This window comes from Pseudomonas sp. 3HC3, assembly GCF_044904505.1.
Classification (GTDB): Bacteria; Pseudomonadota; Gammaproteobacteria; order Pseudomonadales; family Pseudomonadaceae; genus Aquipseudomonas; species Aquipseudomonas putida_Y.
On record NZ_JADDRH010000014.1, the window covers coordinates 123,710 to 135,540 of the forward strand.

The 11,831-nt window shown below is 63.2% G+C and carries 10 protein-coding genes; 4 read left to right on the forward strand and 6 right to left on the reverse strand.

Features of this window, described 5'->3' with window-relative positions; all coding sequences use genetic code 11:
- Nucleotides 1-14: 14 nt before the first annotated feature.
- On the reverse strand, nt 15-941 hold the full coding sequence (locus INQ47_RS18430; RefSeq protein ID WP_404702280.1) for a 4-hydroxyproline epimerase: 927 nt from the start codon (nt 939-941) through the stop codon (nt 15-17).
- 23 nt (nt 942-964) lie between these two features.
- A complete protein-coding gene (locus INQ47_RS18435) occupies nt 965-2,578 on the reverse strand; it encodes an APC family permease (RefSeq protein WP_404702281.1) in 1,614 nt (537 codons plus the stop codon).
- 377 nt (nt 2,579-2,955) lie between these two features.
- Here INQ47_RS18435 and INQ47_RS18440 point away from each other — a divergent pair, with 377 nt between their 5' ends.
- Nucleotides 2,956-3,732, forward strand: coding sequence for a helix-turn-helix domain-containing protein (locus tag INQ47_RS18440; protein WP_404702282.1), 777 nt, complete (start codon nt 2,956-2,958; stop codon nt 3,730-3,732).
- Here the strand turns inward: INQ47_RS18440 and INQ47_RS18445 are convergent.
- Nucleotides 3,720-4,607 carry a LysR family transcriptional regulator gene (locus tag INQ47_RS18445; RefSeq protein WP_252459666.1) on the reverse strand — a complete coding sequence of 296 codons (888 nt, stop codon included), beginning with the start codon at nt 4,605-4,607 and terminating at the stop codon, nt 3,720-3,722. The two genes, INQ47_RS18440 and INQ47_RS18445, sit on opposite strands and share 13 nt — an antisense overlap.
- Before the next feature lie 141 nt (nt 4,608-4,748).
- Here INQ47_RS18445 and moaB point away from each other — a divergent pair, with 141 nt between their 5' ends.
- The gene (gene moaB / locus INQ47_RS18450; protein WP_404702283.1) at nt 4,749-5,288 is read left to right on the forward strand and encodes a molybdenum cofactor biosynthesis protein B; all 540 of its coding nucleotides are present in this window, start codon (nt 4,749-4,751) and stop codon (nt 5,286-5,288) included.
- Between the two features lie 83 nt (nt 5,289-5,371).
- Here moaB and INQ47_RS18455 read toward each other — a convergent pair whose 3' ends face one another.
- Both INQ47_RS18455 and moaA read right to left on the reverse strand, forming a co-directional pair.
- The gene (locus INQ47_RS18455) at nt 5,372-6,271 is read right to left on the reverse strand and encodes a bestrophin family protein (RefSeq protein WP_404702284.1); all 900 of its coding nucleotides are present in this window, start codon (nt 6,269-6,271) and stop codon (nt 5,372-5,374) included.
- Nucleotides 6,272-6,291: 20 nt separating this feature from the next.
- Nucleotides 6,292-7,296: a GTP 3',8-cyclase MoaA gene (moaA, locus tag INQ47_RS18460; protein ID WP_176685823.1), complete on the reverse strand. Its 1,005-nt coding sequence runs from the start codon at nt 7,294-7,296 to the stop codon at nt 6,292-6,294.
- A gap of 224 nt (nt 7,297-7,520) precedes the next feature.
- Between moaA and INQ47_RS18465 the strand changes: the two genes are divergently transcribed.
- Nucleotides 7,521-9,851 (forward strand): FdhF/YdeP family oxidoreductase, encoded by a 2,331-nt coding sequence (locus INQ47_RS18465; RefSeq protein WP_404702285.1) that lies wholly within the window; start codon nt 7,521-7,523, stop codon nt 9,849-9,851.
- 109 nt (nt 9,852-9,960) lie between these two features.
- On the opposite strand, the gene INQ47_RS18470 is transcribed toward INQ47_RS18465, so the two are convergent.
- Nucleotides 9,961-10,422 carry an Lrp/AsnC family transcriptional regulator gene (locus INQ47_RS18470; protein WP_003254691.1) on the reverse strand — a complete coding sequence of 154 codons (462 nt, stop codon included), beginning with the start codon at nt 10,420-10,422 and terminating at the stop codon, nt 9,961-9,963.
- A 92-nt stretch (nt 10,423-10,514) separates the two neighbouring features.
- On the opposite strand from INQ47_RS18470, the gene INQ47_RS18475 reads away from it, so the two are divergent.
- On the forward strand, nt 10,515-11,696 hold the full coding sequence (locus INQ47_RS18475) for a PLP-dependent aspartate aminotransferase family protein (RefSeq protein ID WP_252459665.1): 1,182 nt from the start codon (nt 10,515-10,517) through the stop codon (nt 11,694-11,696).
- Nucleotides 11,697-11,831 lie beyond the last annotated feature (135 nt).

Below are 11,831 nucleotides of genomic sequence, written 5' to 3' on the forward strand. Positions count from 1 at the left end.
GGAAAAGACCGGGGTCAGATACCCCAGGCGAAAGGGTCCTGTTCGTCGATCAGCAGGGTGCTGTCGGCGGTCATGCAGGCGCGGCCGGTGATGAACGGGCGAATGCGTTCGCCGTCGCGCGTGTAGCGGCCATGGAACTGGCTGCCGGTGATGCTGGCCTGCACCCAGGTCTGGCCTTCGGCAAGCTTGCCGTCGGCGGCCAGGCAGGCCAGCTTGGCGCTGGTGCCTGTGCCGCATGGGGAGCGGTCGTAGGCCTTGCCGGGGCACATCACGAAGTTGCGGCTGTCGGCGTGCGGGTCGTCGGCGAACAGTTCGACGTGGTCGATGGGCGCGCCGTTCTCGCCGGTGACGCCTTGGGCTTCCAGGGCCTTGAGCATGGCCCAGGTGTACTCGGTCAGCGCTTCGCGGTTATCCAGCTCGATCCTCTGGCCGTGTTCGGATACAAGGAAAAACCAGTTGCCGCCCCAGGCAATGTCGCCGCGCACCACGCCATGGCCGGGCACGTCCACCGCCACATGCTGGCGGTAGCGGTAGGAGGGCACGTTGGCGACGGTGATGGCGCCATCTTCATGCAAGGTGGCGCTCACCTGGCCGACCGGGGTATCGATCTTGTGCACACCCGGTGTGATCAGGCCCAGGTGCTGTAGCGAGGCGACCAGGCCGATGGTGCCGTGGCCGCACATGTTCAGGTAGCCAGCGTTGTTGAAGAAGATCACCCCGCAGGTGGCGTCGGCCGACACTGGCGGGCAGTACAGTGCGCCAACCAGCACATCGTTGCCGCGTGGCTCCAGCAGGCAGGCGCGGCGCCACCGGTCGTGCAGTTCGCGCAGTTCGTCACGCTGTTCGGCCATGCTTCGGCCCCGCAGTTGCGGAAAGCCCTTCATCACCAGGCGGGTTGGTTCGCCACCCGTGTGGGAGTCGATGACGTGAATCTGTTTCATGGGCTAGTCCTTTGCGTAAAAGATCAGGAAGCGACGGCAGCAGGGCGGCCGGTGTAGGTTTCAGCGCAGGCTTCGCTTTCGTCCTCGTCTTCCAGGCGCACCAGGTGGGCAGGCACACCCGTGGCGGCGCCCCAGTAGTAGATGCCCAGTGCGCAGGCCGCCACGACCACGGTGTCGAATGGGTGGCCGATGACGCCCAGGCCGCCGAAGCTGCCCAGCCACGACAGCAGGATGGTCACTGCGTAGAACCCGATCAGCCATGCCGACGAGCGAACTTGCTGGGCCAGCGACAGGTGCTGGGTGGGTACGAAACGGCTGCACAGCAGGTACAGCACGAACATCACGATCTGCAGGGCCAGCAGCCACGACACGGTGTTCCAGCCCGACCAGTACACGATCAGTGCGGCGATGATGAACGACAGCGGGCCGAGCACAGCCATGCCCTTGACCCGGAACGGGCGCGGCATGTGTGGTGCATTGCGGCGCAGGGCGGCGACGCTGACCGGGGCCACGGCGTAGCTCAGCACCAGGGCGGCGGACACCACGTTGATCAGCGCTTCCCACGATGGGAACGGGAGGGTCCAGAATACCGACAAGCCAAACGTCAGCCACAGGGCCGGGCGCGGGATGCCGGATTCTGCATCGATGCGGGTGAAGTACTTGAAGAAGGTGCCGGTCTGCGCCCAGCCGTAGATCACGCGTGGGGTCGCGTTCATGTAGATGTTGCCGCAGCCGCTTGGCGAGATCACTGCGTCGGCCACCACCAGGTAGGCGAGCCAGCCCACACCCAGGGCCAGGGCGATGTCACGGTAGGGCAGTGCCAGCTCCTTGGTTACGCTGGCCCAGCCGTTGGCCAGCATTTCGGTCGGCACGCTGCCAAGGAAAGCCAGTTGCAGCAGCGCGTAGATGGCGGTGGACAGCAGTACCGACAAGATCAGTGCAATGGGGATGGTGCGTTGTGGGTTCTTCACCTCGCTGGCCACCGAAATGATCGGCGTCAGGCCCAGGTAGGCGAAGATGATGCCACCGGCGGATACCGCCATTTCCACCCCGGACAGACCGAACGGGGCAAAGCCCTGGACCTCGAAGTTTTCCGGTTTGAAGAAGGTGAACAGCACGCCGATCACCAGCAGTGGCACGATGAACTTGAACACGCTGACCAGGTTGTTGGCCTTGGCGAAGGTTTTCACGCTGCGGTAGTTGAGGAAGAAGAACAGCCCCAGCAAGGCGAACTGCACCAGCCAGCCGAGCACGGTCGGGTCGCTGGAGCCGGCCTTGGTGAGCCCGGGAAACCAGGCGGCGGCGTATTGGCGTGAGGCGACTACTTCGATGGCGATCAGGCTGGAAAAGGCGATCAGGGTGATGAAGCCCATCAGGTAGCCCAACAGCGGGCCGTGCGAGTACACCGGGTAGCGCACCACGCCACCGGCGCGGGGCAAGGCGGCGCCCAGCTCGCAGTAGACGATGCCCAGCAACAGTACGGCGAACCCGCCCAGGAACCAGGAGAGGATGCCGGCCGGGCCGGCGATGGCCGAGACATGGCTGGCGGCAAACAGCCAACCGGAGCCGAAGATGGCGCCTAGGCCGATGAAGGTGAGGTCCAGCAGTGATAACTGTTTTTTGAATTTGCCTGACATGGGTTCGCCTTTTTGTTGGTTATTGGATAGGCAGGTCTGATGTCACGAGATGCGGCTTTTGGGGCCGCGCTCTTGTAGGACTTGGGCGGCTTGCGTGGGTTATAGAGTGGACCGATCAGGGCGGCGGTTCTTGATGGTTTTCTGCAGAGGGGATGACGAAATCGGCACAGTTGCAGAAAAAAAGTGGTAAGGCGCAAAGCGGGGGGATAGGCTCAAAGCCATACCGGATAAGGGTTTGAGAGATGCAGTACTGGTGTCGGCCCTTTCGCGGGTGAACCCGCTCCTACAGGTACGGCGCAGAATTCGAAATCTGTGGGGGGCCTGTAGGAGCGGGTTCACCCGCGAAGAGGCCGGCCCAGCCAGCAGAGAACCGACAGATGACCGACGCCGCAACCCTCTACCAGTCCCTGGACCAGCACCGCCCCGCCACCCTCGAGGCCCTGCTCGCCGGCGTATCACTGTTGCTGCCGATGCTCGACGCCATCCCCAACGCCGCGATCTTCATCAAGGATTCTGCTGCCCGCTATGCGTTGGCCAACAACACACTGGTCCAGCGCTGTGGCCTCAAGCGCCTGCAACCGCTGCTGGGCAAGACCAGCGCCGAGGTGTTTCCGGCACAGTTTGGCCCCGGTTATACCGAGCAGGATCGACGTGTTCTCAAGGAAGGCCTGGTGCTGGAGGACCAGTTGGAGCTGCACCTCTACGGCAGCCGTGAGCCCGGCTGGTGCCTGACCCACAAGCGCCCGCTGTACAACCCTGCCTGCGAAATCATCGGCCTGGTCGGCATCTCGGTCGACTTGCAGTCAGCCGCCGACAGCCACCCTGCCTATCAGCGCCTGGCGGCGGTGGACGAGCACATTCGCCAGCATTTTCACCAGCCGATCAGCATGGGCGAGCTGACCCGCATCGCTGGTATCTCCGTGGCTCAGTTGGAGCGCTACTGCAAGCGGGTATTCCACCTCACGCCCCGGCAGATGATCCACAAGGCGCGCCTGGAACATGCCCACCGCCTGCTGCATTCGGAGCTACCGATCACTGAAGTGGCGATGCGTTGCGGCTACACCGATCACAGCGCCTTCAGCCGCCAGTTCAAGCAACTGACCGGCTTCACGCCGCGCCAGTACCGCCAGGCTACCGCCAATCAGGTGGCCTGAAACAGCTCACGCGCCTCGGCAAAGCATTGCTCGGCAATCGCCGAGCGCGGCTCGCTGCGGCGCAGCAGCAGCCCGACCGGGCTAAGGATGGCGGCGTCGGCCACCGGCAGGATTCGCAGGTGCTCGCTGAGGTCTTCCAGGCCACAGTCCAGTGGCATGATCGCGCAACATATGCCGGTGTTGATGGCCTGGATAAGCTGGAAGCTCGAGTCGCTCTCAAGCACCGCATTGGGTTCAAGACCACGGCTACGGAAGCTCAGGTCCAGCGACTGGCGGTAGTGCATGCCTTTGCTCAGCAGCCCCAGCGGAATATCGCCGAGCTCGTCCCAGCGCAGCTGGTCGCTGGCGAACTGGAAGTGCCGCGTGTCGTGCAGCAGGCCCATGGTGGTGGTGCCGAGTTCGATCACTTCGAAGAAGCTGGTATTGACCTGGTCCAGGTAGCAGATACCCAGGTCGAGCTGGTTGCGGCTGAGGCCGTCGAGGACCTGTTCCGAACTCAGCGAGCTGAGCTGAAAGTGCAGTTCGGGGTATTTCTCGCGCAGGGGCAGCAGCAGGTGCATGGGATTGAAGCTGGCCAGCGGCACCGTGCCCAGTCGCAGGCTGCCGACCACCTGACCACGGCAGCTGGCAGCCTCGGCCTGCAGGCCGTCGTGGGCGGCGAGCAGGGTGCGGGCCCAGGCCAGGATGCGCTCGCCGGCCTCGGTAAAGCCTTCGAAGCGCTGGCCCCGCTTGACCAGCACCAGGTCCAGTTCGTCTTCCAGGTTGCGCAGGCGCATGGACAGCGTCGGCTGGGTGATATGGCACAGCGCCGCCGCTTGGCCGAAGTGGCGGGTCTGGTCGAGTGCGATGAGGAACTTGAGCTGCTTGATGTCCATGGAAGTGCCTGGCGTCTGATTGTGCAGACCATAACCCACGTCTGCGATAGATGTCATTGATCGGCCGGTACGTCATATCGATTGGACGCACCCGGGGCTATGCCTCTAGCGTGGTGAAAATGCCCTTCAAGGAGCTTCACCGTGCGCGTCCAACTTGATGCGGTCTTCGTGCCGCTGAACATCGCCGTGCTGACTGTCAGCGATACCCGTACCTACGACAACGATACTTCTGGCGAGCTGCTGGCCAACCGCTCGGTCGAGATGGGGCACCGGTTGGTGGCGCGAGCGCTGCTCAAGGACGACCTGTACAAGATTCGCGCTCAGGTGGCCAGCTGGATCGCCGACGAACAGGTGCAGGTGGTGCTGATCACCGGCGGTACCGGCTTTACCGGGCGCGACAGCACACCCGAAGCGGTCGAGTGCCTGCTGGACAAGCGTATCGATGGGTTTGGCGAGTTGTTCCGGGCATTGTCGATTCTCGATATTGGCAGCTCGACCGTGCAGAGTCGGGCGTTGGCCGGTTTGTCCAACCGCACGTTGGTGTGCTGCCTGCCGGGCTCGACCGGGGCCTGCCGCACCGCCTGGGAAGGGATTCTGGCAGAGCAGCTGGATGCACGGCACCGGCCATGCAACTTCGTCAAACACCTGTTGCCGATCGAGGCCTGCGCAAGCCGAGGCTGAGGGTTACCGGGGGCGGGCCCTGTGCTGTCCCTCGTAGGAGCGGGTTTACCCGCGAAGAGGCCAGAACAGGCAACCACCCACTGTCAGCTCAACACATACCCCACCGGCAACAAGGCGGGAGGCAGTTGCTGTTCCCCCAATCCGGCCAGCACATCGCGCTCCACCGTGCGCACCATGGCATCGGTCGGCAGGTCGTTCTCATCGCGCCCGAACGGGTCTTCCAGCTCGTTGCCGATCGCATCCAGCCCGAAGAACGTGTACCCCACGATGGTGGTGAACAGCGGTGCCAGCCAGCCCAGCGGCTCGGCCAGAGCAAACGGCAGCAGCAGGCAGAAAATGTAGATGGTACGGTGCAGCAGCAGCGTGTAGGGGAACGGCAAAGGCGTGCCCTTGATCCGCTCGCAGGTGGCCTGCACTTCGGTCAGGCCCACCAGGCGTTGCTCCAGCAGGTTGTAGCGCCATTCGCTGATCTGTTGCTGCGCGGCCAACCGTGAACAGTGTCCACCGATTTCACGCAGGATGCCGTCGCACACATTGTGCGGGCTGATCGCATCGGCCTGGGCCAGCCACGGTCTGGCAGCTGCCCGTTCGTCCTCGTCACGCAGCCGGGCATTGAGTGCATGAGCGAAGCCACAAAGGTTTCGCAGCAGTTCGTTGCGCAGTGTTTCGTCGGCAATCACCACGCTTTCCCGCACGAACGAGCGAGTTTCGATAATCAGTTTGCCCCAGGCCTTGCGCCCCTCCCACCAACGGTCGTAGCACGCGTTGTTGCGAAAGCTCATGAAGATCGACAGCGACAGGCCCAGCAAGGTGAATGGCGTGGCGCTGACCGGGTAGAAATACGCCGGGAAATGCCGCTCGACCAGCACGATCAGTGCGGCCAGCAGTGTCACCATCAGGCAGCGCAGGGCAATGCGTTTGACGATCGACCCCTTGAGGGTGAACAGCACGCGCAGCACATCGGGGGAGGGCGGGACGATCATGGAAGTCCTGAGACGGCTGCTCAGCCGCCGGTCATGTTCATGAAGCGCAGGATCTGCACATCGCCACCGACTTCGAAATGATGGCGATAGGGCTTGAGGTGCAGCGAGTCGCGAATGGCCTTTTCCAGGCGTTCGGGGTTGCCAGGGTGGGCGCGCAGCACGTGCTTGAGGTCTACCGAGTGTTCGTTGCCCAGGCACAGCAGCAGGCGGCCTTCGACGGTAAGGCGCACGCGGTTGCAGGTGGCGCAGAAGTTGTGGCTGTGCGGTGAAATGAAGCCGACCCGGGTGTTCGCGGCTTCGGCCAGGCGCCAGTAGCGGGCCGGCCCCATGGACGATTCGGTCGATTCGATCAGCGTGAACTGCTCGGCCAGGCGTGCACGTACTTCATCGCTGGAGCAGAACGATTCACCACGTTCATGCTCGCTTATCACGCCTAGCGGCATTTCCTCGATGAAGGTGATGTCCAGTTCGCGTTCGATGGCAAAGCGCACCAGATCGACCAGTTCATGGTCGTTACGGCCTTTGAGTACCACGCAGTTGAGCTTGGTGCGTTTGAAACCGGCCTGACGTGCGGCGTCGATACCGGCGATTACCTGGGCAAGGTCGCCGGTGCGGGTCAACTGCTTGAAACGGTCGGCATCCAGGCTATCCAGGCTGATGTTCAGGCGTGTCACCCCGGCGTCGAACAGTGGCTGAGCCAGGCGCCCGAGTTGCGAGCCGTTGCTGGTCAGGCACAGCTCGCGCAGGCCGGGCAGGGCGGCGATGCGCCCGCACAGGTCGACGATGCCCTGGCGTACCAGTGGCTCGCCACCCGTCAGGCGGATCTTGCGGGTGCCCAGAGCGACGAAGCGTTCGGCCACCTGGAACAGTTCTTCGAGGCTGAGGATTTGCTGGCGCGGCAGAAACTGCATGTCTTCAGCCATGCAGTACACGCAACGGAAGTCACAGCGGTCGGTGACCGACATCCGCAGGTAGTCGATTTTCCGGTTGAAGCCGTCGATCAGGGCCCGGCTGTTCTGTTCCACGTTCGCACTCGAATGGGTTGGGACATGACTCCAAGCTATAACCTGGCCGCAGGGCCGTCAAATTGCTTTGCCTGACCGGTTGATCGATGGCCTCTATCGTTTGGTATGGCATCTGGCGGCCCGTGATCGAAACCGCTTATCACGCCGTAAGATCTTTCGATTGGACGCCCCCTCCCCACGCTCCATAGGCTGGAAAAAAGCATCGAAGCGTGAGGATTCATCGCATGAGCCAGGACGAACACATCAGGGACTACAAGGGCGCCGCCGCCGGCTGGGGGGCGCTGAAAAGCGTCACCAAGAGCTGGTTGGGCAGCGACAACGCCTTCAAGAACCTGCGGGCCATGCTCAAGACCAACCAGAACGGCGGCTTCGACTGCCCCGGCTGTGCCTGGGGTGAGTCGCCGGAAAGCGACATGGTCAAGTTCTGCGAAAACGGCGCCAAGGCGGTCAACTGGGAAGCCACTGGCCGTTCGGTGGACCCGGCATTTTTCGCCAGGTACAGCGTCAGCGCGCTGAAGGAACAGACTGACTACTGGCTGGAATACCAGGGCCGCCTCACCCACCCGATGCGTTACGACGCCGCCACCGACCACTATGTCGAAACCACCTGGCAGGAGGCCTTCGAGCTGGTCGCCAGGCACCTGCGTGCGCTTGAGTCGCCAGATGAGGCCGAGTTCTACACCTCGGGCCGGGCCAGCAACGAGGCGGCGTTCCTCTACCAGCTGTTCGTGCGCGCTTACGGTACCAACAACTTCCCTGATTGCTCGAACATGTGCCACGAAGCCAGCGGCGCGGGCATGTCGGAAACCCTAGGGGTGGGCAAGGGCACCGTGGTGTTCCACGACCTGGAGCTGGCTGACGCGATCTTCGTCATCGGCCAGAACCCCGGCACCAACCACCCGCGCATGCTCGAACCCCTGCGGGAAGCGGTCAAGCGTGGTGCCCAGGTAGTCTGCTTCAACCCGCTGAAAGAGCGAGGCCTCGAGCGCTTTCAGCACCCGCAGCACCCGTTCGAAATGCTCAGCAACGGCTCCGAGCCGACCTCCAGCGCCTACTTCCGCCCGGCCTTGGGTGGAGACATGGCGGCAATGCGCGGTATTGCCAAGTACTTGTTGCAATGGGAGCGCGAGGCGCAGGCCAAGGGCGAGCCGGCGGTGTTCGACCATGCCTTCATCGCCGAGCACACCAGCGGAGTCGACGATTACCTGGCGGCGGTGGACGCCACGTCCTGGGAGCACATCGTCAAACAGTCGGGCTTGACCCTGGCCGAGATCGAGCTGGCCGCACGTATGTACCGCAAGGCCGAGCGGGTCATCATGTGCTGGGCCATGGGCGTCACCCAGCATCGCCATTCGGTGCCGACCGTGCAGGAAATCGTCAACCTGCAGCTGCTACGCGGTAACGTCGGCAAACCCGGCGCAGGCCTGTCACCGGTGCGTGGCCACAGCAACGTGCAGGGTGACCGTACCATGGGCATTGACGAGAAGCCGTCGGTGGCGCTACTCGATGCCATCGAACAACGCTTCCAGTTCAGTGTGCCGCGTACCCATGGGCACAACGCGGTGTTGGCGATCAAAGCCATGGAAGAGGGACGGGCCAAGGTCTTCATCGGCCTGGGCGGCAACTTTGCCCAAGCCACCCCGGACACCGCGCGCACCCACGCGGCGCTGCAGAACTGCGCGTTGACCGTGCAGATTTCCACCAAGCTCAACCGCTCGCACCTGGTCACCGGCCGCGATGCGCTGATCCTGCCGTGCCTGGGCCGTACCGAAATCGACCTGCAGGCCGAAGGGCCGCAAGGTGTGACTGTGGAGGACACCTTCAGCATGGTGCACATCTCCAACGGCCAGTTGCGCCCGCGCTCGCCGCATATGCGCTCGGAACCCTGGATCATCGCCGGCATGGCCAAGGCTACGCTGGGCAACCAGCCGATAGACTGGGAGTTTGCGGTGGCCGACTACAGCCGTATTCGTCAGATGATCGCAGACGTTATCCCTGGTTTCGCCAGCTTCAATGAGCGCTTGCAGCAGCCGGGCGGTTTCCACCTGGGTAACACCGCCGCCGATCGCAACTTCCGAACGGCCACGGGCAAGGCCCGGTTCATGCCCCACGCGCTGCCCGAGGAGCTGGTCAACGCCAAAGTACTGGCCCGGGGTGACAAACCCGACCTGATCCTGCAGACCCTGCGCTCGCATGACCAGTACAACACCACCCTGTATGGCCTGGACGATCGCTACCGTGGGGTGTTCGGCCTGCGTGAAGTGGTGTTCGTCAATGAGGCGGACATCCGTCGCCTGGGCTTCGAGCCGGGCGAGCAGGTGGACCTGGTGTCGCTGTGGGAGGATGGCGTGGAGCGGCGGGTGTCGGGCTTCCGCCTGGTGGCGTATGACGTGCCCGAGGGACAGGCGGCGGCGTATTACCCGGAAACCAACCCGTTGGTACCGCTGGAAAGTTATGGCGAGGGCACCTACACCCCGACCTCGAAATTTGTGGCGATCAAGGTTGAGAAAGCCAAGGCGGGGAACCGCATTGCGGCGGTGTTGGCCTCGGATTGATGGGGTGCCTGTGCTGACCTCTTCGCGGGTGAACCCGCTCCTACGGGACCCCACAGCGCTTGAGGTTGAGGTGATCCTGCGGGTTTGTCCGCGAAGCATCCAGCACCGGTCAGGCGCGATGCACCGGGTAAGCCGTGGTGTACTTCATCTGCTCCATGGCAAAACTGGAGGTGATGTTCGATAGCCCATCGGTACGGGTAATCAGCTTTTTGTAGAACCGGTCATACGCGGCGATATCGCCCACCACCACCCGCAGCATGTAGTCCCAGTCCCCGGACATGCGGTAGCACTCCATCACTTCCTCGAACCCGGTCACGGTCGCGGCAAACTGCTCCAGCCAGGCGCTGTCGTGGCGCTGGGTCTTGAGCTGGACGAACACGGTAAGCCCCAACCCCAGCCGTTCGGGGTCCAGCAGGGCGACACGGCCGAGGATATAGCCGTCTTCCTCCAGGCGCTTGACCCGCTTCCAGCACGGTGTGGTGGACAGGTTGACGGCCTCGGCCAGGTCCTTCAGCGAGATCGAGGCATCACGCTGTAGCAGGGTAAGAATGTGCTGGTCGAAACTGTCCATATCGTGCGCTGGCCGTGCAGAAAAATATTTCACAGATTACCCCAAGGCCAGACGATTTGGGTTGTGCGATAGTTGCAGCTTTCATTCTGCCAATGGGCCTGACCATGTCCGACAAGCCGCGCAATTTCGCCACCCGTACCATTCACGCCGGCGAGCAGTTCAGCGTTGCCGATAACGCCATTTTCCCGGCCATCGTCACCGCCAGTTCGTTCACCAAGCGCAGCCTGGATGACAAGCCGGAATATTCCTATAGCCGCGTCGGCAACCCCACCCGGCATGCCTATGAAACCTGTGTCGCTGCCCTGGAAGAAGGCGTGGGCGCTGTGGCCTGCGCCTCGGGAGTGAATGCCACCGCAACCGTGCTTGAGCTGCTGCCCAAGGATGCCCACGTGGTGGTGATGAACGGCGTGTACGGTGGCACATTCCGCATCATGGAAGATTACCGCAGCCGCACCTCGGGGTTGACCACCACCTATGTCGATCTCAACGACCTTGAAGCCGTAGCGGCTGCGATCAAGCCGGAAACCCAGCTGATCTGGATCGAATCGCCGACCAACCCGTTGCTGCACCTGGTCGACATCAAGGCGGTGTGCGACCTGGCCAGGGCGCGGGGTATTCTTACCTGCATCGACAACACGTTCTGCTCACCGTGGAACCAGCGCCCGATCACCTTGGGCGTGGACTTGGTGATGCACTCGGCCAGCAAGTACATCGGTGGCCACTCGGACCTCACCGGCGGTGTGGTGGTGGCAGCCAACGACGCGCTGCTGGCCCGCCTGCGCCGTATCAGCATGGCGATTGGTGCGGTGCAGGGGCCGTTCGACTGCTACCTGGCCTTGCGCGGCCTGAAGACCCTGGATGTGCGCATGGAGCGCCAGTGCGCCAATGCCCTGAAGGTGGCGCGCTTCCTGGAAGGCCACGCGCAGGTCGAGCAGGTGTATTACCCAGGGCTGGAAAGCCACCCACAGCATGAACTGTGCAAACGCCAGATGCGCAGTGGCGGGGCAGTGGTGGCGATGAAGGTCAAGGGCGAGCGCGCCGCGCTCAACCGCCTGGTAGAGGCACTGCAGATTTTTGTGCTGGCTGACTCGCTGGGCGGGGTGGAGAGCATGATCAACCATTCCTGGAGCATGTCGCACTGCTCGCTGAGCCCGGAGCAGAAAGGGGTGATGGGGATCAGCGAGAACCTGCTGCGGTTGTCGGTAGGTATCGAGGATTACCGCGATCTGGTCGAGGACCTGGATGGGGCGTTGAAAGCGCTGGTTGCTGTGTGAGGGCTGCTGGCCCTTTCGCGGGTGAACCCGCTCCTACGACGGTCTGCGCATTGATGTAGGAGCGGGTTTACCCGCGAATACGGTAGCGGCGGCAACGGTGAACGGCCAGGGGCATTGGCCAGCAGGCCCGGCCCT

What these genes read in the sequence shown, in the direction of transcription:
- INQ47_RS18430 (WP_404702280.1), bottom strand. Translation starts at nt 941, where the DNA reads ATGAAACAGATTCACGTCATCGACTCCCACACGGGTGGCGAACCAACC.
- INQ47_RS18435 (WP_404702281.1), bottom strand. Translation starts at nt 2,578, where the DNA reads ATGTCAGGCAAATTCAAAAAACAGTTATCACTGCTGGACCTCACCTTC.
- INQ47_RS18440 (WP_404702282.1), top strand. Translation starts at nt 2,956, where the DNA reads ATGACCGACGCCGCAACCCTCTACCAGTCCCTGGACCAGCACCGCCCC.
- INQ47_RS18445 (WP_252459666.1), bottom strand. Translation starts at nt 4,607, where the DNA reads ATGGACATCAAGCAGCTCAAGTTCCTCATCGCACTCGACCAGACCCGC.
- INQ47_RS18455 (WP_404702284.1), bottom strand. Translation starts at nt 6,271, where the DNA reads ATGATCGTCCCGCCCTCCCCCGATGTGCTGCGCGTGCTGTTCACCCTC.
- INQ47_RS18465 (WP_404702285.1), top strand. Translation starts at nt 7,521, where the DNA reads ATGAGCCAGGACGAACACATCAGGGACTACAAGGGCGCCGCCGCCGGC.
- INQ47_RS18470 (WP_003254691.1), bottom strand. Translation starts at nt 10,422, where the DNA reads ATGGACAGTTTCGACCAGCACATTCTTACCCTGCTACAGCGTGATGCC.
- INQ47_RS18475 (WP_252459665.1), top strand. Translation starts at nt 10,515, where the DNA reads ATGGGCCTGACCATGTCCGACAAGCCGCGCAATTTCGCCACCCGTACC.